Origin of the sequence: Salegentibacter maritimus (assembly GCF_016236975.1) — a bacterium.
In the GTDB taxonomy this organism is placed as follows: Bacteria; Bacteroidota; Bacteroidia; order Flavobacteriales; family Flavobacteriaceae; genus Salegentibacter; species Salegentibacter maritimus.
Window position 1 is genome coordinate 61,943 of sequence record NZ_JAEHNY010000004.1, and the last position, 23,145, is coordinate 85,087.

At 37.4% G+C, this 23,145-nt stretch carries 25 protein-coding genes; 7 read left to right on the forward strand and 18 right to left on the reverse strand.

The window, feature by feature from the left end:
* Positions 1–5: 5 nt before the first annotated feature.
* A complete protein-coding gene (locus I6U50_RS05325; protein ID WP_193711677.1) occupies positions 6–779 on the forward strand; it encodes an XRE family transcriptional regulator in 774 nt (257 codons plus the stop codon).
* A gap of 70 nt (positions 780–849) precedes the next feature.
* Here I6U50_RS05325 and I6U50_RS05330 read toward each other — a convergent pair whose 3' ends face one another.
* The 4 genes from I6U50_RS05330 to I6U50_RS05345 all read right to left on the reverse strand — a co-directional run bounded on the left by I6U50_RS05330 (position 850) and on the right by I6U50_RS05345 (position 2,988).
* Complete coding sequence (locus I6U50_RS05330) at positions 850–1,005, reverse strand: hypothetical protein (protein ID WP_193711676.1); 156 nt, start codon at positions 1,003–1,005, stop codon at positions 850–852.
* 26 nt (positions 1,006–1,031) lie between these two features.
* A complete protein-coding gene (locus I6U50_RS05335) occupies positions 1,032–1,310 on the reverse strand; it encodes a hypothetical protein (RefSeq protein WP_193711675.1) in 279 nt (92 codons plus the stop codon).
* Positions 1,311–1,439: 129 nt separating this feature from the next.
* On the reverse strand, positions 1,440–1,670 hold the full coding sequence (locus I6U50_RS05340; RefSeq protein WP_193711674.1) for a hypothetical protein: 231 nt from the start codon (positions 1,668–1,670) through the stop codon (positions 1,440–1,442).
* Positions 1,671–1,731: 61 nt separating this feature from the next.
* A complete protein-coding gene (locus tag I6U50_RS05345; RefSeq protein WP_198638102.1) occupies positions 1,732–2,988 on the reverse strand; it encodes a 3-deoxy-D-manno-octulosonic acid transferase in 1,257 nt (418 codons plus the stop codon).
* Between the two features lie 94 nt (positions 2,989–3,082).
* On the opposite strand from I6U50_RS05345, the gene I6U50_RS05350 reads away from it, so the two are divergent.
* Positions 3,083–4,216, forward strand: coding sequence for a DegT/DnrJ/EryC1/StrS family aminotransferase (locus I6U50_RS05350; protein ID WP_198638103.1), 1,134 nt, complete (start codon positions 3,083–3,085; stop codon positions 4,214–4,216).
* Between the two features lie 10 nt (positions 4,217–4,226).
* Positions 4,227–5,507, forward strand: a complete 1,281-nt coding sequence (locus I6U50_RS05355) for a metal-dependent hydrolase family protein (RefSeq protein ID WP_198638104.1) — start codon at positions 4,227–4,229, stop codon at positions 5,505–5,507.
* Positions 5,508–5,747: 240 nt separating this feature from the next.
* Here the strand turns inward: I6U50_RS05355 and fabD are convergent, their stop codons facing one another.
* The 5 genes from fabD to I6U50_RS05380 all read right to left on the reverse strand — a co-directional run bounded on the left by fabD (position 5,748) and on the right by I6U50_RS05380 (position 9,154).
* Positions 5,748–6,629: an ACP S-malonyltransferase gene (gene fabD, locus I6U50_RS05360; RefSeq protein ID WP_193711670.1), complete on the reverse strand. Its 882-nt coding sequence runs from the start codon at positions 6,627–6,629 to the stop codon at positions 5,748–5,750.
* Positions 6,630–6,728: 99 nt separating this feature from the next.
* Entirely contained in the window at positions 6,729–7,229 is a 501-nt protein-coding gene (locus I6U50_RS05365; protein WP_198638105.1) for a pyridoxamine 5'-phosphate oxidase family protein, read from the reverse strand.
* 102 nt (positions 7,230–7,331) lie between these two features.
* Positions 7,332–8,183 (reverse strand): fructosamine kinase family protein, encoded by an 852-nt coding sequence (locus I6U50_RS05370; protein WP_198638106.1) that lies wholly within the window; start codon positions 8,181–8,183, stop codon positions 7,332–7,334.
* Positions 8,170–8,652, reverse strand: coding sequence for a dihydrofolate reductase (locus I6U50_RS05375; RefSeq protein WP_198638107.1), 483 nt, complete (start codon positions 8,650–8,652; stop codon positions 8,170–8,172). Before I6U50_RS05375 ends, I6U50_RS05370 begins: the two co-directional genes overlap by 14 nt.
* A 4-nt stretch (positions 8,653–8,656) precedes the next feature.
* Entirely contained in the window at positions 8,657–9,154 is a 498-nt protein-coding gene (locus tag I6U50_RS05380) for a 2TM domain-containing protein (protein ID WP_198629342.1), read from the reverse strand.
* A 63-nt stretch (positions 9,155–9,217) separates the two neighbouring features.
* On the opposite strand from I6U50_RS05380, the gene I6U50_RS05385 reads away from it, so the two are divergent.
* Entirely contained in the window at positions 9,218–10,303 is a 1,086-nt protein-coding gene (locus tag I6U50_RS05385; protein WP_198638108.1) for an aminotransferase class V-fold PLP-dependent enzyme, read from the forward strand.
* Here the strand turns inward: I6U50_RS05385 and egtD are convergent.
* The 9 genes from egtD to I6U50_RS05430 all read right to left on the reverse strand — a co-directional run bounded on the left by egtD (position 10,300) and on the right by I6U50_RS05430 (position 18,494).
* Positions 10,300–11,268, reverse strand: coding sequence for an L-histidine N(alpha)-methyltransferase (gene egtD, locus I6U50_RS05390; RefSeq protein ID WP_198638109.1), 969 nt, complete (start codon positions 11,266–11,268; stop codon positions 10,300–10,302). The two genes, I6U50_RS05385 and egtD, sit on opposite strands and share 4 nt — an antisense overlap.
* A gap of 12 nt (positions 11,269–11,280) precedes the next feature.
* Complete coding sequence (gene egtB, locus I6U50_RS05395; RefSeq protein ID WP_198638110.1) at positions 11,281–12,444, reverse strand: ergothioneine biosynthesis protein EgtB; 1,164 nt, start codon at positions 12,442–12,444, stop codon at positions 11,281–11,283.
* Positions 12,445–12,546: 102 nt separating this feature from the next.
* Positions 12,547–12,957, reverse strand: coding sequence for an energy transducer TonB (locus I6U50_RS05400; RefSeq protein WP_232805884.1), 411 nt, complete (start codon positions 12,955–12,957; stop codon positions 12,547–12,549).
* A 33-nt stretch (positions 12,958–12,990) separates the two neighbouring features.
* The gene (locus tag I6U50_RS05405) at positions 12,991–13,368 is read right to left on the reverse strand and encodes an energy transducer TonB (protein ID WP_198638111.1); all 378 of its coding nucleotides are present in this window, start codon (positions 13,366–13,368) and stop codon (positions 12,991–12,993) included.
* Between the two features lie 32 nt (positions 13,369–13,400).
* Positions 13,401–14,225: a thymidylate synthase gene (locus tag I6U50_RS05410; RefSeq protein WP_198638112.1), complete on the reverse strand. Its 825-nt coding sequence runs from the start codon at positions 14,223–14,225 to the stop codon at positions 13,401–13,403.
* A gap of 79 nt (positions 14,226–14,304) precedes the next feature.
* Positions 14,305–15,999, reverse strand: a complete 1,695-nt coding sequence (locus tag I6U50_RS05415; RefSeq protein ID WP_198638113.1) for a NupC/NupG family nucleoside CNT transporter — start codon at positions 15,997–15,999, stop codon at positions 14,305–14,307.
* An 11-nt stretch (positions 16,000–16,010) separates the two neighbouring features.
* Positions 16,011–16,637, reverse strand: a complete 627-nt coding sequence (locus I6U50_RS05420) for a bifunctional nuclease family protein (protein WP_198638114.1) — start codon at positions 16,635–16,637, stop codon at positions 16,011–16,013.
* An 84-nt stretch (positions 16,638–16,721) separates the two neighbouring features.
* On the reverse strand, positions 16,722–17,684 hold the full coding sequence (locus tag I6U50_RS05425; RefSeq protein WP_198638115.1) for an electron transfer flavoprotein subunit alpha/FixB family protein: 963 nt from the start codon (positions 17,682–17,684) through the stop codon (positions 16,722–16,724).
* A 63-nt stretch (positions 17,685–17,747) separates the two neighbouring features.
* Entirely contained in the window at positions 17,748–18,494 is a 747-nt protein-coding gene (locus tag I6U50_RS05430; protein WP_193711658.1) for an electron transfer flavoprotein subunit beta/FixA family protein, read from the reverse strand.
* A gap of 313 nt (positions 18,495–18,807) precedes the next feature.
* On the opposite strand from I6U50_RS05430, the gene I6U50_RS05435 reads away from it, so the two are divergent.
* The 3 genes from I6U50_RS05435 to I6U50_RS05445 all read left to right on the forward strand — a co-directional run bounded on the left by I6U50_RS05435 (position 18,808) and on the right by I6U50_RS05445 (position 23,040).
* Entirely contained in the window at positions 18,808–19,788 is a 981-nt protein-coding gene (locus tag I6U50_RS05435) for a pyruvate dehydrogenase complex E1 component subunit beta (RefSeq protein WP_198638116.1), read from the forward strand.
* 169 nt (positions 19,789–19,957) lie between these two features.
* Positions 19,958–22,456 (forward strand): DUF5686 and carboxypeptidase-like regulatory domain-containing protein, encoded by a 2,499-nt coding sequence (locus I6U50_RS05440; protein ID WP_198638117.1) that lies wholly within the window; start codon positions 19,958–19,960, stop codon positions 22,454–22,456.
* 65 nt (positions 22,457–22,521) lie between these two features.
* A complete protein-coding gene (locus I6U50_RS05445; RefSeq protein ID WP_193711655.1) occupies positions 22,522–23,040 on the forward strand; it encodes an inorganic diphosphatase in 519 nt (172 codons plus the stop codon).
* Positions 23,041–23,145: the final 105 nt, after the last annotated feature.

The window sequence follows — 23,145 nt, forward strand, 5'->3', positions numbered from 1 at the left end:
TAATTATGGGCCAACCACCTTCTATTGAAATTAAACACTTTAAAGAGATTAGGGAAGAAAATAACTTTACCCAATCTGAATTTGCCGATCTTTTAGGGATTAAAAACTCTACTGCCGATATTGAGCGAGGTCGTACCAAGCTTTCGGGCAAAGTGGTGGCCGAACTTCTTGGGCAGTTTGGGGTTAATCCATTGTGGCTTTTTGGGCAAAGTGGGCAAAAGTTTTTACAACTTAGTAAAGGCGATGTTAGCCCCAAGGTAGTGACGGTAGATTCTTCAGATAATGAGAATATGCTCATGGTAAATCAAAAGGCTGCGGCCGGTTACCCCCATAATGTACAGGATGTAGAGTGGTATCAGCAATTACCGGCTTTTGATATTCCATTGCCCGAATTTAGAAATGCTACTTACAGGGGCTTCCAAATTGAAGGTGATAGTATGCTTCCAAATTATTATCCTAATGAATGGGTTTTGGCTAAAGCCGTACCCGATTTGGACCAAGCCAGCAACAATAAAATTTATGTAGTGGTTTTACAAGACTCGGTGTTGGTAAAAAAACTACAGAAATTACCTGATTCTTCTAAGATATTATTGATCTCCTTAAATGAAGAATATCTTCCTATTGAAGTGAATATAAATGAAATTCAGGAGCTTTGGCAGGTAAACTCAAAGCTTACTTTTAATCTGGATAATCCTTCAGAAAGCGGTCTTTTTAGAGAGTTAAAACAATCTATGGAAGATCTTAAACGAGAGCTTCGAACTTTTAAAAAACAGGCATAAATAAAAAAAACCTTTTTGATATGTATCAAAAAGGTTTTTCCATTGGTTGGTTAGCTTGTAAAAAAATGCTCTAATCTACGGCATCTTCAATTTCCTCACCAGCCTCTTCAGCAGCATCTTCTACATCGTCTGCTGCCTGTTCTACTCCAGATTTTTCTTCTCTACAAGAAGTAAATACTGCGGCAGTACTAAAACTAATGGCCAGGATTAAAATTATCTTTTTCATCTTTTTTATTTTAAAATGTTGGTTAATTAATAGTCGTCATTACCTTCTACCTCATCTTCTACTTCATTTGCAGCATCTTCTACTGCTTCCCCGGTTTCGTTGGCTGCATTTTCTACAGCATCTCCAACGTCGTTGGCAGCGTCTTCAATGTCTTCTCCAACATTGTCCATATCATTATCCATTTCGTCCATTTCTTCTTCCATCTCCATTTCCATTTCATTTTCTTCCTCCTTTACTTCACGGCAGGAAGTGAAAGCTGTACTAAGGGTGAAAAACATGGCAAGCATTAAAATTGATCGTTTCATAATTTGGTTGTTTCTAGTTTTCAAGAACAAAATTACAGAGGTAAAATTGTATCGTTGATACAAATAACATTAAATTTTTCTTAAAATAAAGATAATTTGTCGATATAAATAGCTTTTTAAGATGTAAAATTAATTATCGTCAATTTTGTCTATCTCTTCGTTAATCTCCTTGTTAACTTTTTTATCTACTTTTTCACCGGCACGCTCTAAGATTCCTTTTTGTTCCTCTTCTTCAGGTTCTGGTGCTTCTTTTTGAACTTCAACTTCCTTTACCACGGTTTTTTCCTCTGCAGTCTCCCTACAAGAGGTTAAGCTTAAGGTACCTAACAAAAATATTCCTGTAATAAATACTCGTTTCATGTTTTTATTTTTTTGATTAGTAGATCGAAATTACAATTTAAACTTTATGCTTATTTCTTTTTTAAGAAACTTTAGCAAAATCAGGTAGGTTTTTTAGATATTTCATAACGCTATGGGTAGCCCCGGTATTACTGTTGATGAAGTGGCCGGCAATCATTCCTGTTTTCTCCCTAAAACTTCTGTCGGTAATTAGTTTGTTACTTATGTTAGAAAATTCGTTAGAACTGGCTGCCACGAACAATCCCGCTAATTGCCGAAGTTTAATGGCTTCGGGAAAGTTTTTATAGTTTTTACCTATTACCACAGGAGTTCCAAAAGTAGCAGGCTCAAGGATGTTATGAAGTCCCGTAGTACCGGCGGCACCACCTACATAAGCAATATCAGCATAACTGTATACCTTTCCTAAAAGACCAATAGTATCTAATATTAATATATCGTAGCTTTTTAAATCTTCATGTTCTCTTTTAGAATATCTGATATATTTTTTTGTGATTCTCTTTTCCAGGGCTTTTAGCTTTTCTTCCTTTATCTCGTGAGGTGCAATAATCACTTTAAGTTTTTCTGAAGTTGCATTTATAAACGGAATTATAAGATCATCATCTTCAGGCCAGGTACTTCCCGCTACTAAACAGGTGGTGTTATTAATAAACTCTTCGGCGAAATCAAGTTTGTTGTTATGCTGAATTTGCCTCGATACACGATCAAACCTGGTGTCACCACTTAGTGTAGTATTATTTAACCCAATGCTTTTCAGCAAGTCTCTGGATTTTTTATTTTGAACAAAAAAGTGATCAAAATTTGAGAGCGCTTTCCTCATAAAATCTCCGTAGGCTTTAAAATAGATCTGATTCTCTCTAAAAGCCCCCGACACTAATAGCGTTCTAATACCTCGCTTTTTTAATTCTGATAAAAAATTTGGCCAGATTTCATATTTGATAAAAAAGGCCATTTTAGGTTGTACAAGGGCTAAAAAGCGTTTCGCATTCTTCCGGGTGTCTAGTGGTAGATATGTGATTACATCGGCCAACGGGTGGTTTTTCTTATTTTCATAGCCCGAAGGAGAAAAAAATGTGATCAAAATCCTGAATTTTGGAAAGTCTTTTTTTATCTCTTCAATAATTGGCAAAGCCTGTTCAAACTCACCTAAGGAGGCAGCGTGAAACCAAAGATACTCTTCTTTAGGGTTAATCTTAGCTTCCAGTTCAGTAAAAACCGATTTTCGGCCTTCTGTAAATAATTTTAATTTTTCATTAAAACTGGCGACCAGCGGGAGGGCTCTCTCTGCAATTTTTGTAGTTAGGTTATATAGTGCTCTCAAAATAAGTTATTTCTAATGCTAAAATAGGTCTTTAATTAAAATTGATTGGCAATAGGAGCTTATTTTGTATTTTCGTACCACTCAAAAAACTTACATGAAAAAGATACAAATGGTTGACCTTAAGGGTCAATACGAGGGAATAAAAGAGCAGGTGAATACTTCTTTTCAGGAAGTAATAGAAAATGCAGCCTTTATTAATGGCCCACAAGTTCAGCAATTTCAGAAAGACTTGGAAGACTATCTTCAGGTAAAAAATGTAATTCCCTGTGCGAATGGTACTGATGCCCTTCAAATAGCCATGATGGGGCTTGGTTTAAAACCAGGAGATGAGGTGATTACTGCCGATTTTACGTTTGCGGCTACTGTAGAGGTGATAGCCCTACTTCAGCTTACCCCGGTCTTGGTAGATGTAGAGCCAGATACGTTTAATATAGATCCCGAAGCAATAAAAAAAGCAATAACTCCTAAAACTAAAGCTATTGTTCCTGTTCATCTTTTTGGCCAGCCGGCAAATATGGATGCAATTATGGAAATAGCAGAAGAACATAAGTTATTTGTTATTGAAGATAATGCGCAAGCCATAGGTGGAAATTATCATTCTAAAAATGGAAAGACATATAAAACAGGGGCAATAGGGCATATTGGTGCCACCTCCTTCTTTCCATCTAAAAACCTTGGCTGTTATGGAGATGGAGGAGCCATTTTTACCAATAACGATGAATTAGCACATACTATTCGAGGCATTGTAAACCACGGAATGTACGAGCGTTATCATCACGATGTAGTAGGAGTGAATTCTCGTTTAGATAGTTTGCAAGCTGCGGTTTTGCGGGCTAAACTTCCAAAATTAGATGTTTATAACGAGGCTCGTAAAGAAGCTGCAAATCGCTACAATGATGCTTTTAAAGACGAGGCGCATATAGAAACTCCCGTTAGGAAAGGCGATTGCGATACCCACGTGTATCATCAATATACCCTGAAAATTAAGAACGGAAAACGTGATGCCCTGGCAAAACATCTTCAGGAGAAAGGAATTCCTTTTGGAATTTATTACCCAATTCCGTTGCATAAACAAAAAGCTTATGCCGATTCGAGGTATAATGAAAGTGACTTTCCGGTGACCAATCAATTGGTACAGGAAGTTTTATCATTGCCTATGCATACCGAACTGGATAAAGAACAAATTTCCTATATTACAAAAACCATTAAGCAATTTTTAAACACTTAAACTTTTAAGTATGAAAAAACTTTTAATCTTTTGTTTCGGAATATTTCTGAGTACCGGGCTTCAGGCTCAGGATTTATATATACAGGCCGGGAAGTTGGTAGATACCAGGTCTGGAAAAGTCTTAGCTGAGAAAACCATTATCGTTTCCGGAGAAAGGATTAAAAGTGTGGAGAACGGATTTGTAGCACCAGAAAATGAGAAGGATTCTGTAATCGATCTTCGGAACAAGACAGTGTTGCCCGGATTAACAGATATGCATGTTCACCTGGAAAGTGAAACCAATCCGCAGAAATATATGGAGCGGTTTGTAAACGATCCTGCCGATGCTGCATTTAACTCGGTAGGTTTTGCTAAAACAACTTTAATGGCTGGTTTTACTACGGTTAGGGAATTAGGCGGTAGCGGTGTAAATATTGCGCTTCGAGATGCTATTAACGCAGGAAAAGTGCCCGGGCCTAGAATTTTTACTGCCGGAAAATCCCTTGCAACAACCGGTGGTCACGCCGATCCTACAAACGGGATGAATAAAAAATTAACCGGAAATCCGGGGCCAAAAGAAGGTGTGGTAAATGGCCCGGAAGATGCAGCGAAAGCAGTACGCCAGCGGTATAAAAATGGAGCCGATTTAATAAAGATTACGGCTACCGGTGGGGTTTTAAGTGTCGCGAAAAGTAGCTCTAATCCGCAGTTTACCGAAGATGAAATAAAAGCCATTGTAAAAACAGCTAACGATTATGATTTTCATGTAGCAGCCCACGCTCATGGCGATGAGGGAATGCAACGGGCTATAAGGGCCGGTGTAAAAACTATTGAGCACGGTACCAAAATGAGCGAAGAAACAATGGATTTGATGAAAAAGCATAATGCTTATTTGGTGCCCACCATTACGGCCGGGAAAGAAGTAACCCAAAACGCTGAGATTGAAAATTACTATCCGGCACTTGTAGTGCCGAAGGCCAGGGAAATAGGTCCACAAATTCAGGGAATGTTTGAGCGTGCGTATAAAAGAGGCGTTGGCATTGCTTTTGGCACCGATGCAGGTGTTTTTAAACACGGAGAAAACGCACGGGAATTTGTGTATATGATCAAGGCCGGAATGCCGGCTATGGAAGCTATACAGAGTGCTACAATTACTCCGGCTATGATTTTAAAAATGGAGAATAAAATTGGCCAAATTGCTGAAGGTTTTTATGCCGATATTATAGCTGTAGAGGAGGACCCTACCCAAAATATAGAAACTTTAAAAAATGTAAAATTCGTTATGAAAGAAGGAAAGATATATAAAAAGTAAATTCCTTAGTTGTTTCGGGCAGAGTCGAAAAGTTTCGTTTGAAGTACATAAAAATAAAAATCCTGAAGTTTATAGCTTCAGGATTTTTTATTTTTTGAAATTGCTTCGGTCTTTTGATATCCATGTTACGACCGTCATCCTGAATTTATTTCAGGATATAACGTATTAGAAGCTGAAACATGTTCAGCTTGACGAAAGCTGGTTATTCAAAGAGCCTACTTAAATTCTGTTTTCTCAGTCCTATATAGAAGCTGAAGCAGTTTCCATTTTTCGGTCTATTTTCTTAACCAGACCCTGCAATACTTTTCCGGGGCCAACTTCGGTAAAGCTACTGGCGCCGTCTTGCATCATATTTTGTACACTTTGCGTCCATTTTACCGGGGCTGTTAATTGAAAAACAAGGTTTTTCTTTATTTCCTCGGGATCGGTTACTGCAAACGTGCTTACGTTTTGATAAATAGGACAGGTAGGCGTATTAAATGTAGTATTCTCTATAGCAGCAGCCAGTTCTTTTCGGGCCGGTTCCATTAAAGGAGAATGAAAGGCACCTCCAACAGGCAGGATCATAGCACGTTTTGCACCGCGTTCTTTTAAAGTTTCGCAGGCGGCTTCTACTGCTTTTACATCTCCCGAAATCACTAATTGCCCGGGGCAATTGTAATTTGCAGCTACAACGGTTCCTTCTGTTTCAGCACAAACGGCTTCTACTATCTCGTCTTCCAGGCCTAAAACAGCGGCCATGGTAGATGGCTCTAATTCGCAAGCCTGCTGCATAGCCATAGCGCGTTTATAAACTAATTTTAAACCATCTTCGAAAGAAAGCGTGTTATTTGCTACCAGTGCCGAAAGCTCTCCTAGCGAATGTCCTGCTACCATGTCTGGTTTAAAATCTTCGCCCAAAACTTTACTTAAAATAACCGAATGTAAAAAAACTGCCGGTTGGGTAACTTTTGTCTGTTTGAGGTCTTCAGCAGAGCCTTCAAACATTATATCGGTAATTGAAAAGCCTAAAATTGCATTGGCTTTCTTAAAAAGTTCCTGTGCTTTCGCAGATTTTTCAAAAAGGTCTAAGCCCATTCCCGAAAATTGCGCTCCCTGACCCGGGAAGATATATGCTTTCATAATTTTTCAATTTAGATTCGGCTAAAATAGAAATAATAAAAAAGACCTCATAACAAATGAATTGCCAGGAGGTCTTTTAATTGTAAAATCGGGTGTTTTTTAAAGGTTCAATTTGCCTTTCTCCCCAATTTCTTTTTTATCACCGGTTATGGCCGCAGCCCCAATTTTTAAGAAAGTCACAAATTTGTTTTGCTTGTTATCCCAGAAATAAGCTTCTTGAGGAACCACTTTTATAGCCGTTAAATTGGGGTCGTCAACTCCATTAAACCAGGCATCATCCATTTTTCCGTAGAATTCTTTTAAAACACCTTTGTTGGTTTCAATACTGGCCTTTCCATAAATGCTAATAAATTCCATATCTGAGGTGTCACTGTATAAAAGTTGTACGTCATCGTCTTTTGCGATATCTCCATTATGGTCACTATCTAACCTGCTAAAAAACCAGATATTTCCTTCTTTATCCACTTCTTTGGTTGTCATAGGTACGGCACTTAGAGGTTTGTTACCAAAATCTGTAACCAACATGGCTGTTTTTATACTGTTTACCATGGTTTTCATCTTGTCTAAAGCCTCGTCTTTATTCAAATTTTCTGTACTCATTATTTTTTAGTTTAAGTTGGAAATTGAATTTAACGAGTATATTAAGCTATCTACGCTAAGAAAGTGCTAAAAGAATAATATGGCCTGTTAAGAATTGTAAAATTAAGTGTATTGCTTTATGATGCTGGTAACCTGTGGCTTATATCCCGCACCAAAAATATTGAGATGAACCAATAAATAATAAAGTTGCCAAAGTGGGATCCGCTTTTTAAACCCTGCTTCTAAAGGAAACTCTTTTTCGTAGCTATTGAATAATTCCTTATCAAATCCGCCGAAAAGCTGCATCATAGAAAGGTCCATTTCCCTAGGGGCAAAAGAAGTGGCCGGATCTATAAGGCAGGGATCGCCGCTTCCATTAACCAGGTAATTGCCTCCCCAAAGATCGCCGTGAATTAATGCAGGATTTTCATTGGGGATTATTGTTGAAATGTTTTTAAAAAACGAACCGGTAGCACCAAGGTCAAAACCATTATTTTTCGCCAGTTTAAATTGAGGTTCCAGTCGCTGGGAAATATAAAAGTCGGCTGCCGAAGCTGCAGTATTATTTTGTTGCGGAAGACTGCCAATATAATTATCCCGGTGAAACCCGAATTCTTTGGCAGTAGTTTTATGTAAGGCTGCTAATTGTCGACCAAAATCCTGCCAGAAAGTAGATGACTTGGTAGCACTTTCTTTGTGTTCCAACAACAAATATGAAAAAGAGTCAATTTCACCAATTCCTAAAACATCAGGAACATCAATTACTTTCGTGTTTTTAAGCGCTTCCAGGCCTGCCTTTTCAGCTTCAAACATACCGGGAAACTTTTCGGCATTATTTAGTTTTACTACCTGTTTTTTCTCACTAATTGTAATGAGATAAACATCATTAATATCGCCGCCGGTAAGTCGGCTAAATTCGGCGTTGTTTAGATTATGCTCTTCAGCTATTTTAAAGAGAATGTTATCTTCTAACATAGGTTAGGTAAGTAAAGGCGTAGTCGTGCTTCTCATCCTTAGGATGAAACTCTTCGGCTATTAACTTCCATTTTTTTTCATCTATTTCGGGAAAAAAGGTATCAGCTTCAAAAGTACCGTGTACACGCGTAAGTTCTATTTTATCGGCTACCTCCATCCCTAATTTATAAATTTCGCCGCCGCCAATAATAAAAGGTTGGGGGTCTATTTTAGCAAATTCAAGCGCCTTTTCTAACGAAGAGGTAATTATAGCATCTTTTTTTAGATAATTATCATTGCGTGTAATTACAATATGTGTACGGTTGGGTAGCGGTTTTGGAAAAGATTCAAAAGTTTTCCTGCCCATAATAATATGGTGCCCGGTGGTAAGTTTCTTAAAACGCTTAAAATCGTCTGGTAGGTGCCACACTAAATCCTGGTCTTTTCCCAGGGCATTATTTTCCGCAGCAGCGGCAATCATGGTAATCATAGTTTTAGGTATTGTAAGGTTGATCCGGTTTATCGGGCTGGTTGGGTTTTGGTTTAAATCGCTCGTTGTCTGCTTTTAATTCAGGTTTAACCTCCGGTTCAGCAGTATTTTTATGCAAAGGAGGGTTTGCAGGGAAATCCTGCTCTACCTGTTTTTGCATTTTCGCAATCTTTTCCTTTTGTTTTTGTACTAATTTACTCATTTGTTTATCCTGCCATTCTTTTCCTAAAAATTTATTGGTAATAAAAACATTAAAAACGTGGGCTAAAAGTAGAAAGCTCCAAATTAAAATTGCCCAAACAAACCAATTATAGCCAAGGGGCATAAAGTTTTCTTTGTAACCAATCACTACATTTAAAACAATAAGGAAAACGGCACCAATTAGAAAAATAATAAAATGTTGAAATAACCTCTTTTTTTGAAGTGTACGTTTACGCGCATTTTCATAGAGTTCTCGTTGCTCGGCATCGAGTTTGGAAGTGTTTTTCTTTTTAGAAAACATAATAAGAAGTACTTTAGTGTCTATACCAAATTTACAGTTTTCGTTAACAATTTACATAGGATTATGGAGAATTTAAGAAAAGGATTTCCGGTATTGGAACAATACACTTACTTAAATACCGCAGCTTCAGGTTTATTGCCCGAAGCGGTTTGGGAGTTTAGGCAAAATCATGACCTGGATTTTCTACTAGGGGCCAGTGTATTTAAAGAAAAACAAGCCGAAGCACTAACCGAAACCCGTGAATTGGTAGGCGAAGTCTTTAAATGTGCCCCGGCCCGGGTGGCTTTGGTTCCTAATTTTTCCTTTGGGATTAGTACTTTATTGGAGGGGCTGGATAAACACCCAAAAGCGCTCTTGCTTAAAAATGATTATCCGTCATTAAACTGGGCAGTCACATCCAGGAATTTTGAAATTGAATATGCTGAAATTAACGAAAACCTTGAAGAAAATATAGCTGAAGCCTTTAAAAAGCAACAACCCGATTTTTTTGCTTTTAGTATTGTACAATATCTTAATGGTATAAAAATAGACCTTGGTTTTGTTAATAAACTAAAACAAGAATATCCTCATACCTTATTTATTGCCGACGCAACCCAATATTGCGGTACCGAAGAATTTAATTTTGAGGAGAGTGGGCTCGATGTGCTTATTTGCAGTACTTATAAATGGTTAAATGCCGGCTATGGCAATGCTTTTATGCTCTTTAAAAAAGAAATGGAAAATAGGATTAGTCCAAAAACTTTAGGTTTTGGCTCTTTACGGGGTAAATATAAAGCCCATGAAGGTAATTTTATAGGGAAATTTGAACCGGGGCATCAAGATACCTTAAATTACGGAAGCTTAGCTGAAGCCTTAAAATTGATCAAAAAAAATGGAATAAAAGAGATTTCCGCAAGAATTGAATCTTTAAGCAACAAGGCTAAAAGTGAATTCACAGAAATGGATTTACTGGAAGAAAGCGTTGTAAATAGAAAAACACATTCTTCAATTTTTAATATTAAAGGAGGAGAAAAGCTATTCCGGCATTTACAAAGTAAAAACATTATTACTTCTATGCGGGGTGGTGGGGTTCGCGTAAGTTTTCACTATTTTAATACTGAAGAGGAGCTGCATTTCCTCCTAAAACAATTAAGGGAATTTGGGGTTTAATGCTTTTTCCTGAATATATAGTTTTTAAACCAGTTATCCTGGTCCTGAAAACTGGATTGAATCTCTAAACCGGCTTCTTTGGCCAGCCAGGCTACCACGGCATCGTCGTATTTTTGAGAAATTTCGGTATGTATGCTTTCCCACGCATCAAAACATACCTCTAGCTCTAGCTTTTTAATAGCCACTTTTTGCTTTACTCTACTTACCAAATAGCTTTTTGCGGTTCCGGTTTCGGGGTTATAGGTTTCCCAGTGTTTAAAATTGTCTAAATTAAAGTTGGCGTCTAATTCTCTATTTATTCTTGCCAGTAAATTTTTGTTGAAAGCTTCTGTAATGCCGGTCTTATCGTTATAAGCGTCTAAAATCTTTTGCGGATCTTTTTTCTGATCAAAACCCATAAATAGACGGTCTTCAAAATTCATGGCTTTTTGAATATTACGAAGAAAGTTTATTGCGTTTTCGTGTAAAAGATTCCCAATATTGGAGCCCAACACCAGGATTACTTTACGGCGATTGTTATAATCGGCTAGGTTTTCGAGGGTTTTAAAATAAGTGCCCTGTTGAATTTTTACCTTCACTTCGGGTATTTCATTCCTTAAAGAATCTCGTAATTCTTCCAGTACATGCTGACTAATATCTATAGGTAGATAATTGAAATCGTATTTTTTAGCTACCAAATGTTGTAAGAGGATTTTGGTTTTTTTTCCGTCTCCTGCTCCTAATTCAATAAGGTCAAATCCTCCTTCTTTATTAAATATTTCGGCAATAGCAGCTTTATGATGTTCCAGTATGTTTAACTCGCAGTTAGTAAGATAGTATTCAGGCATTTCCATTATTTGCTGGAAAAGTTTATCCCCTTTTTTGTCGTAAATATATTTGGAAAGTAAATATTTCGGAAAACTGGTTAGGCCTTTGTAAACGTCTTCTTCAAACGCCGATTGGAATGTAGTAGGTGTGGTTTTCATTTAGTTTTTTGGTTATTTGGCCAGTCTTAATCCCGTAAATTGCCAGCGTAAATGTGGATGAAAAAAATTGCGATATGTGTGGCGTGTATGCTTTTGGGAAGTGGCAACTGAAGCTCCTCGTAAAACTTTTTGGTTTACCATGAATTTTCCGTTGTATTCACCCAATGCGCCTTCAGGCCTGGTGTAATTAGGGTAGGGTGAATAAGCACTTTCTGTCCATTCCCAGCGGTCTCCCCATTTAAAATATTTTTGTGCGGTTTCCCATTCAAATTCTGTGGGTAATCTTAAACCTTTCCACTGCGCAAAAGCAAATGCTTCATAATAAGAAATATGACTTAATGGAGCTTCCGGGATTAGTTTTGTAAGTCCGTTTAAAGTGTATTGATGCCATTCTCCATCTATTTTGTGCCAGTAAAACGGAGCTTCAATTTTATTAGAATTAATCCAGTCCCAGCCTTCGGCGTGCCATAATAGCACATCTTTATAAGCCCCCGACGCAATGAATTCAATAAACTCGGCATTGGTTACCAGTTTATTTGAAATTTTAAAATCATTTAGGTAGACCTTATGAGCCCCCTGCTCGTTATCATAACAAAAGTCATTAGATTTATGGCCTATTTCATAAACGCCTTTAGAAATTGAGATCCATTCCTGCTTAAAATCCTGGATGGGATTTTCTTTAAACTGATCGTTATATTCTGGAAATAGCGGGTTGTTTCCAAGAATATACTTGATATCTGTTAATAAGAGTTCCTGGTGTTGTTTCTCATGATGGCAACCTATCTCAATTATGCTGCATAACTCTTTAGAAATACTGCTCTCCTTAAGAAATTGTTCCATAGCTTTTGAAACATAATTTCGGTATTTATAAACCCAGGCTACCGTTGGTCGCGATAAATTACCACGATTGGTCCTTATTACTTTATCGCCTACACTTTCGTAGTAACTATTAAAAACGTAAGCCGAATGTTTATCGAAAAGTTGATAATTTTTTAGGTGTGGTTTTAAAACAAATTCCTCAAAAAACCAGGTAGTATGCCCAAGGTGCCATTTTGGGGGCGACACATTTTCTATTGGTTGCACCACATAATCTTCTGTTTCCAAAAAGGAACAAATCAGTTCAGATTGTGCCCTGGTTTTATTAAAAAAGTCGAGTAATTGTTTTTGTGATTGCATAAAAAAGAGTGATACCTTTTTGGGTATCACTCAAATTTACAATTTTTTCTTTCGGTCTAAAACTTAAGCTAGTTAACGCCAAGTTAAAGTATAATGAGACCCTTATAGATTTAAAGGGAGGGTGTAGCTTATTTTTGTAGGCTTTCCGCCACGAGTGCCCGGTTTCATTTTAGGCATCTTTTTAAGCATTTCTTTTACTGCGGCAATTACTTCTTTTTTATCGCCCTTAACAGTATTGATTACTGTTTTACCTTCTTCATCTATATGCATTTTTACAACCACCTTTCCTCTTATAAATTCCCCCTTATTGTTACGAGGATATTTATAATTAGACTTTACATGTTCCATCAATTTTTGATTGAAACATTTTTTTGGATCTTCGCTAGATTCACATCCCGGCCAAACCGGTGCCTTTTCCTTTACCGTAACCGTATTTCCTTTAACTTCTACGTCGTTTTGGGCAAACAAAAAAGTGCCGGTTAATAAAAAGAAGCAGAACATTAATTTTTTCATGGCTCGGGCTGTTAGTGGTTGTAGAGCTGTTCTCTAGAAATTAAATGGGACGGTGAAATTGCGGTCATCTGGTTCGCCATTTAAGGTTCCAGGTTCCATATCAGGAATCTTTTCAATCATTTCTCTGGCTGCAGCATTTACTTTTGGCTCAGATCCTTCTACCTTTTTTACTACGGCTTTTCCTTCTTCAGTAATGGTGAAAGAGATTTTTACTTTTCCCCGCACATAATCACCGTCTTCGGTTTGAGGATACTCATAATTTTCTCTTACGTGTTGAGATAGTTTTTGATTAAAACAGGCTTTTAAGTCTTCGGAGTCTTCACAGCCTGGCCAAACCGGAGAAGTTTGCTGGGCCTGAACACTGGTTAAACCTCCAACTACTAAACTTGCGATAAGCAATAACTTTTTCATAAATTTTAAAATTTTAATTAGATAATTATAGATTACACCGCAACCTTGGCTTTAATACCCGGGTGCGGATTATAATTCTCTAATTTAAAATCTTTATAATCGAAATCAAAAATATTTTTTATTTCGGGGTTAAGGCTCATAGTTGGAAGCGCCCTGGGCTCTCGGGAAAGTTGCAGTTTTACCTGCTCCATATGGTTATTATATATATGAACATCGCCAAATGTATGAATAAAGTCCCCCGGTTCATACCCACAAACCTGTGCCATCATCATAGTTAATAATGCATACGAAGCAATATTAAAAGGTACCCCAAGAAATACATCGGCACTTCTTTGATAAAGTTGAAGCGAAAGTTTTCCATCGGCAACATAGAATTGGAAAAAAGCGTGACAGGGTGGCAGTGCTGCCTTTCCATTGGCTACATTCTCTGAAAATGATTTAGAAGAATCTGGAAGAACTGATGGGTTCCAGGCCGAAACCAACATTCTGCGACTGTTAGGATTCTTTTTTAAGGTTTCTATAATTTCTTTGATCTGGTCAATTTCTTCGCCATTCCAATCTCGCCATTGTTTGCCATAAACAGGGCCCAAATCGCCATTTTCGTCTGCCCATTCGTTCCAAATGCGCACCCCATTTTCCTGGAGGTATTTTACATTGGTATCGCCTTTTAAGAACCACAAGAGTTCGTAAATAATAGATTTTAGGTGTAGTTTTTTGGTAGTGACCATGGGAAAGCCTTTGCTAAGATCAAACCTTAACTGATGCCCGAAGATACTTCTGGTGCCTGTGCCGGTTCTATCGCCTTTGTCGGTTCCGTTATCTAAAATATGCTGTAAAAGTTCGTGGTACTGTTTCATAAGTTTGCGCTGCAGAAGATTAGTTTTGCTAAAATAGCAAAAGCTGTTCAAATACAATTCTTAAAGATTTTTTAATAAATTACCCAATTATCATCCCGGCAAGGGTGGCAGAGAGCAAAGAGGCGATAGTCCCGCCAATTAGCGCTTTCATTCCAAATTCTGATAAGGTTTTTCTTTGTCCCGGGGCGAGAGATCCAATACCGCCAATTTGAATTCCTATAGAGGCAAAATTTGCAAAACCACAAAGCATATAGGTGGCCATAATCACAGATTTTTCATAATTAAGGCTAAGTGCATTTGCGGTGTTTTTAAGATCGGCCAGTTGTACGTAGCCTACAAATTCACTTGCAGCCAGTTTTATTCCCAGCAATTGCCCCATGAGCATCATATCTTCTTTAGCAACACCAATAAGCCACATTAGGGGGGCGAAAATTGTTCCTAAAATAGCTTCAAGTGAAAAGCTGGAGTAGGGGGTGTTTTCGGCTAGAAAAGCGTTTATACCGGTCCAGGACCCTGTCCAGTTTAAAATATAATTGATCATGGCTATAAAAGCGATAAAAACCAGGAGCATGGCTGCAACGTTTGCGGCAAGTTTTAAACCTTCGGTAGTTCCGTTGGCTATAGCGTCAAGGATATTTGAACCAATTTTATCTGAAGATACCTCCACATTGGTATTAATTTTATTTTCCTGGGGATATAGTATTTTAGAAACCACAATGGCGCCGGGCGCTGCCATTACTGAAGCTGCCAGTAAATGTTTTGCAAACTGAAGCCTTAGTTCTGGATCGTCACCTCCTAAAAAACCAATATATGCTGCGAGCACACCACCTGCAACGGTAGCCATTCCGCCAATCATAACCAGTAAAATTTCAGAACGGTTCATTCGTTCCAAATAGGCCTTAATCATAAGTGGGGCTTCGGTTTGTCCAAGAAATATATTTCCTGCTACGCTTAAGCTTTCGGCTCCCGATATTCCCATTAAACGGGTAAGTATCATCGCCATTCCCTTCACCACAATTTGAATAATTCCAAGATAAAATAATACAGAGGTTAATGCTGAAAAGAAGATAATAGTGGGTAATACCTGAAAAAGGAAAATAAAACCAAAACTGTCTACATCCATCATTCCGCCAAGTAAAAATTCGCTTCCTGCGGCTGTAAAATCAAGAATTAGTACAAATATATTTCCTATAAATTCAAATATTTTTTGAATAAAACTAATCTTTAAAACGCCAATTGCCAATAATAATTGTGCACTAAGTCCAATGCCAATGGTTTTCCAATTAATGGCTTTGCGATTGCTGCTAAATAAGAAAGCAATAAATAATAAGCTTAGCATGCCTAATGCTCCCCTCCAAATACTATTAAAGGATATCCCGGCACTGGGCACCATTTCTTTTGCCAATTTAGCAGGAACAACCTCTTCGAGATTGTTAAAATCTTCGGTTTTAAAGTAAAATTCTTTATCAGCCTCCTTTAGCGTCATGCTGGAATCTGTAAGCGCAGAAATTCTGTAATTTACAATGCTGTCTTGAGGTGGGCTGTAAAATAAAACGAGAAGTTTGTTTTGTAGAATATAATCTCCTGAGGCAAGTGTATCTTTAGCTGTACTAATGTTAAAGATGCCTTCATCTAAATGTAAGTTGTGTCCCTGCGCAAAAGTCTCCTGGTTGTCTTGTTCTTTATCAAGAGTCCAGGTTTTTGAAATATTTTGGGAAAAAGTGCCGGTCACACTTAAAAGAACTAAAATCAGGCAAAACCAGGTTTTATTCATAAATGGGAGCATTATTTGCGTTTGGAAATTTCGTCCCGTATGCGCGCCGCTTTTTCGTAATCTTCATTGTTTACGGCCTGGGAAAGCATATTTTTAAGTTCGTCTAAGGATAACTTTTTATAGTCAGTATCGTCAGATTTTATATCAATATCGTCGGGAAGTAGCTCTTCTGAAATTATATCTTCCTCCTGTTTTTCTGAAGCGGTTTTTTGCTCTTCTTCCTCTCCTTTTAAAAAGATTCCTGCTTTATCAAGAATGTTTTTATACGTGAAAATAGGAGCGTCAAACCTTAAGGCAAGGGCAATAGCATCACTGGTGCGTGCGTCTACAATTTCTTCAATCTTATCGCGTTCGCAAATCAAACTGGAATAAAATACACCGTCTACCAGCTTATGAATAATTACCTGCTTCACCGTAATTTCAAACCTGTCGGCGAAATTTTTAAAAAGATCGTGGGTTAAAGGGCGAGGTGGTTTTATTTCTTTTTCTAAAGCAATAGCGATAGATTGTGCTTCAAAAGCTCCAATAACTATGGGAAGTTTACGTTCTCCATTTACCTCGCTTAAAATTAAAGCGTAGGCTCCGTTTTGGGTTTGGCTATAAGAAATTCCTTTTATATTAAGGCGCACTAAACTCATATATCATCAATTAAAAAGGGCTGTCTAATTTAGGACTTTCACCGTATTTTAGACAGCCCTTTTAAAGGGTGCAAGTTATAAAAATTATGCGTTTTTAGCTTTAAATTCCTTTAGTTTTTCGTTTAGCTTAGGTACAATTTCAAAAGCATCACCAACTACTCCGTAGTCTGCGGCCTTAAAGAAAGGTGCTTCCGGGTCGTTGTTAATTACCACTTTAGTCTTGGCAGCGTTAATTCCTGCAAGATGTTGTATTGCTCCTGAAATTCCTACTGCGATATAAAGGTTAGAAGCTACCGGTTTTCCCGTTTGCCCCACGTGTTCGCTATGCGGTCTCCAGCCCATATCGCTAACCGGTTTGGAGCAAGCTGTGGCAGCCCCAAGAATATCGGCCATTTCTTCAATCATTCCCCAGTTTTCAGGGCCTTTAAGTCCGCGACCACCCGAAACAACTACTTCTGCATCAGCAATGGTTACTTTGTCTTTTGCTTTATCTACCGATTCTACATTTACTGTAAAGTCTCCTTCTTTTAGCTCAGGAGAAAAATCTTCAGCGGTAGCAGCAGCTTCACTTTCTTTTAAACCGAATGCATTTTGAGATAAACCTACAATTTTTACATCGGTAGTGATTTTAGTAAAATTAAAAGCTTTGTTGGTAAAAGCACTCCTTTTAACTGTAAAAGGCTCCTGGCTCTCTGGTACTGCAATAACATTAGATGCATAACCTGCATTTAAATGCACGGCCAAAAGTGGAGCTAAATATTTACTGTTGGCGCTTTGGCTCAATACAATAAGCTTACTTCCTTCTTTTTCTGCTGCTTGTTTAATTGCATCTGCATAAGCTTCAGCATTAAACTTGCTTAGTTTGTCGTTTTGGATATTTAGCACTTTGCTAACTCCATATTTTCCAAGCTCAGAAGTATCGGCAGCGTTAAAACTTACTGCAACTACTTCATCTCCGCCGGCTACTTCCTTTGCATAAGAAGCAACTTCAAACGCAGCTTTTTTAAACTTGCCATCTTCGGTTTCTGTATATACTAAAACTGACATATATTTTTATTTTTTAAGTGTAATTGCTCACAGGTTTTGAAAACTTGTGAGGTAATTTATATTTTATATTGCCTTGGCTTCGTTGTGAAGTAAATCTATCAATTCATCAAGATTTTCTGGGTCAACCAGTTTTACATCTCCTTTAGGAGCCGGTTTTTCAAACTTCACAGCTTCGGTTTGCGTAGCTGCTTCCTCGGGTTCAAGAACATTAAGTGGCTTTTTACGAGCTTGCATAATCCCTCTCATATTTGGGATCTTAAGATCGCTTTCTTCAACCAAACCTTTCTGTCCTCCAATAACCAAAGGAAGAGAGGCAGTTAAAGTTTCCTTACCGCCATCTATTTCCCTTACGGCTGTAGCTTTGTTGCCTTCTATCTCTAAACTAATACAGGTGTTAATAAAATTAGCGTCCAGAAGTGCTGCTAGCATTCCCGGTACCATTCCGCCGTTGTAATCTATAGATTCACGTCCGGCAATTATAAGGTCATATTCTCCTTCTTTAGCAACTTTTGCCAATTGTTTTGCTACCTGAAAACCATCTACAGCTAACGTATTTACACGTATGGCATTATCGGCTCCAATAGCAAGTGCTTTTCTTAAGGTAGGCTCGGTTTCGGCGCCCCCAACATTTACAACATCTACACTTGCGCCTTGTTTTTCTTTAAACCACATAGCGCGGGTAAGTCCAAACTCATCATTTGGATTTATTACAAAATTCACTCCGTTGGTATCAAACTTTGAATCACCATCGGTAAAGTTGATTTTTGAGGTAGTATCAGGTACGTGACTAATACATACTAATATTTTCATTATAACGAGTTTTTTATATTTATAACAAATTTCATCACGAAGTTACATAATTTAATCCATAAAATGCTATGCATGCATAGTAAATTTCGCAATTTTCTTCAAAATTAATTTTATTGATTCCATCAATATATTGTAAATATGACAATTTTAAGATTAAAAAACTCCCAAAAATTAATTATTTCTTAGGGGTAATAGGCTATAATGTTGAACTTACGGAAGGCCTGTAAATTTTTGTGGATTATTAGTGGGGAAAACTTTATTGAATTACTATTTTTGTTGTTTAAAAAGATACATCTAAATAGTATAGCATATAATGAAGACAATTCAATTTAGGGAAGCCGTTCAGCAAGCAATGAGCGAAGAGATGCGAAAAGACGAGTCTATTTATCTAATGGGCGAGGAAGTAGCAGAGTATAATGGTGCTTACAAAGCCTCTAAAGGTATGTTGGACGAATTTGGCCCTGATCGTGTAATAGATACACCAATTGCAGAGCTTGGATTTGCTGGAATTGGTGTGGGTTCGGCAATGAATGGCAACAGGCCTATTATTGAATTCATGACCTTTAACTTCTCATTGGTTGGAATTGACCAGATAATAAATAATGCGGCTAAAATGCGCCAAATGAGTGGTGGCCAATTTAATATTCCTATCGTTTTTAGGGGGCCAACCGCTTCTGCCGGGCAATTGGGTGCAACGCACTCCCAGGCTTTTGAAAGTTGGTATGCCAACTGCCCGGGTCTAAAAGTAATTGTACCTTCAAATCCTTACGATGCCAAAGGTTTGCTGAAAGCTGCTATTCGTGATGATGATCCGGTAATCTTTATGGAGAGTGAGCAAATGTATGGTGATAAAGGAGAAGTACCTGAAGAAGAGTACGTACTGGAAATAGGAAAAGCCGATATTAAAAGAGAAGGTAGTGATGTAACAATTGTTTCCTTTGGAAAAATTATAAAAGAAGCTTATAAGGCCGCTGATAAATTGGCTGAAGACGATATTTCTTGTGAGATTATAGATCTTAGAACTATTCGCCCAATGGATCATGAGACTATTATCGAATCGGTTAAGAAAACCAATCGTTTAGTGATTTTGGAAGAGGCCTGGCCTTTTGGAAATATTTCTACTGAAATCACCTACCAGGTACAGTCTAAAGCTTTTGATTATTTAGATGCACCAATTGTAAAAATAAATACTGCCGATACACCGGCACCTTACTCTCCTGTATTGCTTAAAGAATGGTTGCCAAACAGCGACGATGTTATTAAAGCGGTTAAACAGGTGATGTATATTGACTAAAAAAGCCAGCAGGATGCTGGACTTAAAACTTAGCAATAAACAGGTAATTAATCATAACTCTATAAGTAACACCAATTATAGGTTAAGCTTGCAAATAGAGAGAACTTTTATAAATCTAAAACTTCATCGGATTCTGATTCGGTGAAGTTTTTTTTTGTCCTGAAGAACAATGAGGCCGAAAGCAACTTATCTTTCCTTATTATTTTTGCTTTGCTATACGATAATGGCATCGCAAACCAGGGTTGGTGGTGTGGTTAAAGACGAAAACGGCCAGGCTTTGCCTTTTGTGAATGTGATTTTTAATAATTCTTCGGAAGGGACAACCTCAGGTGAAAATGGGAAGTTTTATTTGCAAAGTGAAAATAACCATACCGAACTCAAAATTTCTTTTATTGGTTATCAAACCGAAATAATCCCACTTCCGCAAAAAAGTAATCTTTCACTGGAGATAGTATTGCAGCAAGAGGCTTCAAGCCTTGATGAAGTGAAAATAATTAGAGGGAAAACTTCTAAAAAGAATAATCCCGCTATAGATATCCTGAGAAAAATCTGGAAAAATAGGCGAGATAACGGTATTACTGCCTTTAAACAATATCAGTATAAAAAATATGAAAAGCTGGAATTCGAACTAGATGGTATAGATAGTTCAGTAGTGAAAAATCCAATTTTTAACGGAATGGAATTCATATTTGATTATGCCGATACCAATAGAATTACCGGAAAGACTATTTTACCGGTTTTTATAAACGAATCGGTTTCCAGGGTATATGGTGATAATGTAGAAAATAAAAAACGAGAAGATCTTTTAGGAAATAAAAACTCAGGCTTTGATCAAAATCAAAATTTAATCGCTGCGGTAAAAGATGTGTATGATGAGTATAATGTATACAACAACTATATTAAGGTTTTTGATAAAAGTTTTGTAAGTCCGCTTTCTACTACCGGCATTAATAATTACAATTACGTATTAAGTGATAGTGCTTATGTAGAAAATAAGTGGTGTTATAATATTATTTACTATCCACGCCGGGAAAACGAGCTTACTTTTAAAGGAGATTTTTGGGTAAATGATACTACCTGGGCAATTAAGAAAATAAATCTTGAGGCTTCTCGCGATGCCAATATAAACTGGGTAAAGGAGTTGTATATAGAACAGGAGTTTGAGGTACTTAACGATTCGGTGTTTTTAATATCCAAAGATTATTTCCAGGCTAATTTTTCTTTGACCAAAAAAGAGACTTCAAAAGGAGTGTATGCCAAAAGGACTCAAGTTTTTGACGAGTATCAATTTAATTTAAAGCAAGCAGAAGGATTTTACGACAAACAGGCATATAGATTTAATAAAGAGGTTTATCAGCGGGGTCAGGATTTTTGGGATAAAAACCGTTTGGAAGAACTTAATAGGGCAGAGGAGGATATTTATGTGATGCTGGATAGTCTAACCAGTGTGCCCGCATTCAATAGAATTTATGATATTGCAACCATAGCCGAATCGGGGTATGTAGAGTTTAATGGCTGGGATTTTGGCCCTGTCTATTCCTTGTTCGATTATAATGAGGTTGAGGGTTTTAGAACCCGTTTAGGCGGAAGAACTTATTTTGGGCAACATGACCCCTGGCGAATTGAGGGGTATCTGGCGTATGGTTTTTTAGATGAAAAGTTTAAATATGGAATTTCCGGGAAGTGGTTATTGGATGCGCGCTCGCGTTTAATAATTTCTGGAGGAAAAAGACGCGATATTGTACAGTTAGGAGCCGGTTTAACCGGTAATACTACCGATGTTTTGGGACGCAGTTTGGCATCTTCAGGACTTGTGAGCGTGGGAGACAATACTAAATTAAGTCATTTAAACTTAAATACTGTAAATCTTGAAATTGAGCCCTGGAATAATTTTAAGGTTCGGGTAGGTGCTTCTTATCGTGAGCTTAGTTCGGCCTCTCCAGATTTTAGTTTGGACTATTATACCGATAAAATGCAGTCTAACATCGCTTCAACTATAAAGCAAACAGAAATTGCAACTACTTTCGCCTATACGCCGGGTAGGCAAACTTCCGGGTTTGGGGTAGAACAAAATGTAATTAATGAAGATGAATTTCCTACCTTCTTTTTTAATTATAGTCTGGGCTTAAAAGACATATTGAAAAGCGATTTTGATTATAAGAAAATCCAGTTTTTCTACAATCAGCCACTTAAAATTGGCGGTTTTGGTAGGGCAAATGTCAGCATGGAAGCCGGAAAAACCGTCGGAGAAGTTCCGCTGGGGCTTTTAAATGTGGTGCCCGGGAACCAAACTTACTTTTCTATGTATAATGCGTTTCCGGTACTTAATTTCTATGAATTTGTAACTGATACGTATGTTTCAGCACATTTTGATCATAATTTTAACGGAAGGTTATTTGCCAGGATTCCGCTTTTGCGAGAATTAAATTTGCGTGAACTTGTTGGTGTTAGGGCTGTTTGGGGAGAAATTTCTGAAGCAAATAAAGCGCTAAATGCTTCTGAAATTCCATTTCGCGCACCTAACAAAACACCTTATTACGAATATAGCCTTGGAATAGGAAATATTCTTAAATTTCTAAGTGTAGAAGCTCATTTTAGAGGTAATTATTATAATGTACCAGAGTCACGATCTTTTGCCATAACAGCCTCCTTTGGTTTTCATTTCTAAATAGGCGTAATTAATACTGAATTTCACTATATTTGCCGCCTTTAAATGAGAAAAATAGAAAGAACATGTCAGATAGTTTTGATGTATTAATCGAGATCCCAAAAGGGAGTAGAAACAAATATGAATACGATTTTGAGTTAAAGAAAGTCCGTTACGACAGGATGATTTTTTCTTCAATGATGTACCCGGCCGATTACGGCTTTATTCCAAATACCCTGGCCCAGGATAGCGATCCATTAGATGTTTTGGTATTGGTGAGTGAACCAACTTTTCCCGGTGTTGTAATGGAAGTTAAACCAATTGGTGTTTTCCATATGGCCGACGAAAAAGGACCTGATGAAAAAATTATTTGTGTGCCGGTTTCAGATCCTATTTGGAATAGGTTGAATGACCTTAAAGAACTTAATGGCCACATGATTAAAGAAATTGAGCATTTCTTTAAGGTTTATAAAGATCTTGAGAAGAAAAAAGTAGATGTAGGTGGCTGGGGCGATGCTTCAGAAGCCAAAGAAATTATAAGACAATGCGTAGAGCGTTTTGAGAATTTTGATGGAGATAAAGGTCAATTTGGAATACAACCTTAATTTCAGTCACATAATTTTGACGATTTTAAAGCAATAACCTTAAAAAGTTATTGCTTTTTTAATTATCAGTGATTTACTACATTAGCCATATTAACTAAAACTTAA

Coding starts and splice junctions, on each gene's coding strand:
- I6U50_RS05325 (WP_193711677.1), top strand. CDS start 6: ATGGGCCAACCACCTTCTATTGAAATTAAACACTTTAAAGAGATTAGG.
- I6U50_RS05330 (WP_193711676.1), bottom strand. CDS start 1,005: ATGAAAAAGATAATTTTAATCCTGGCCATTAGTTTTAGTACTGCCGCA.
- I6U50_RS05335 (WP_193711675.1), bottom strand. CDS start 1,310: ATGAAACGATCAATTTTAATGCTTGCCATGTTTTTCACCCTTAGTACA.
- I6U50_RS05340 (WP_193711674.1), bottom strand. CDS start 1,670: ATGAAACGAGTATTTATTACAGGAATATTTTTGTTAGGTACCTTAAGC.
- I6U50_RS05350 (WP_198638103.1), top strand. CDS start 3,083: ATGAAAAAGATACAAATGGTTGACCTTAAGGGTCAATACGAGGGAATA.
- I6U50_RS05355 (WP_198638104.1), top strand. CDS start 4,227: ATGAAAAAACTTTTAATCTTTTGTTTCGGAATATTTCTGAGTACCGGG.
- fabD (WP_193711670.1), bottom strand. CDS start 6,629: ATGAAAGCATATATCTTCCCGGGTCAGGGAGCGCAATTTTCGGGAATG.
- I6U50_RS05365 (WP_198638105.1), bottom strand. CDS start 7,229: ATGAGTACAGAAAATTTGAATAAAGACGAGGCTTTAGACAAGATGAAA.
- I6U50_RS05370 (WP_198638106.1), bottom strand. CDS start 8,183: ATGTTAGAAGATAACATTCTCTTTAAAATAGCTGAAGAGCATAATCTA.
- I6U50_RS05375 (WP_198638107.1), bottom strand. CDS start 8,652: ATGATTACCATGATTGCCGCTGCTGCGGAAAATAATGCCCTGGGAAAA.
- I6U50_RS05380 (WP_198629342.1), bottom strand. CDS start 9,154: ATGTTTTCTAAAAAGAAAAACACTTCCAAACTCGATGCCGAGCAACGA.
- I6U50_RS05385 (WP_198638108.1), top strand. CDS start 9,218: ATGGAGAATTTAAGAAAAGGATTTCCGGTATTGGAACAATACACTTAC.
- egtD (WP_198638109.1), bottom strand. CDS start 11,268: ATGAAAACCACACCTACTACATTCCAATCGGCGTTTGAAGAAGACGTT.
- egtB (WP_198638110.1), bottom strand. CDS start 12,444: ATGCAATCACAAAAACAATTACTCGACTTTTTTAATAAAACCAGGGCA.
- I6U50_RS05400 (WP_232805884.1), bottom strand. CDS start 12,957: ATGAAAAAATTAATGTTCTGCTTCTTTTTATTAACCGGCACTTTTTTG.
- I6U50_RS05405 (WP_198638111.1), bottom strand. CDS start 13,368: ATGAAAAAGTTATTGCTTATCGCAAGTTTAGTAGTTGGAGGTTTAACC.
- I6U50_RS05410 (WP_198638112.1), bottom strand. CDS start 14,225: ATGAAACAGTACCACGAACTTTTACAGCATATTTTAGATAACGGAACC.
- I6U50_RS05415 (WP_198638113.1), bottom strand. CDS start 15,999: ATGAATAAAACCTGGTTTTGCCTGATTTTAGTTCTTTTAAGTGTGACC.
- I6U50_RS05420 (WP_198638114.1), bottom strand. CDS start 16,637: ATGAGTTTAGTGCGCCTTAATATAAAAGGAATTTCTTATAGCCAAACC.
- I6U50_RS05425 (WP_198638115.1), bottom strand. CDS start 17,684: ATGTCAGTTTTAGTATATACAGAAACCGAAGATGGCAAGTTTAAAAAA.
- I6U50_RS05430 (WP_193711658.1), bottom strand. CDS start 18,494: ATGAAAATATTAGTATGTATTAGTCACGTACCTGATACTACCTCAAAA.
- I6U50_RS05435 (WP_198638116.1), top strand. CDS start 18,808: ATGAAGACAATTCAATTTAGGGAAGCCGTTCAGCAAGCAATGAGCGAA.
- I6U50_RS05440 (WP_198638117.1), top strand. CDS start 19,958: ATGAGGCCGAAAGCAACTTATCTTTCCTTATTATTTTTGCTTTGCTAT.
- I6U50_RS05445 (WP_193711655.1), top strand. CDS start 22,522: ATGTCAGATAGTTTTGATGTATTAATCGAGATCCCAAAAGGGAGTAGA.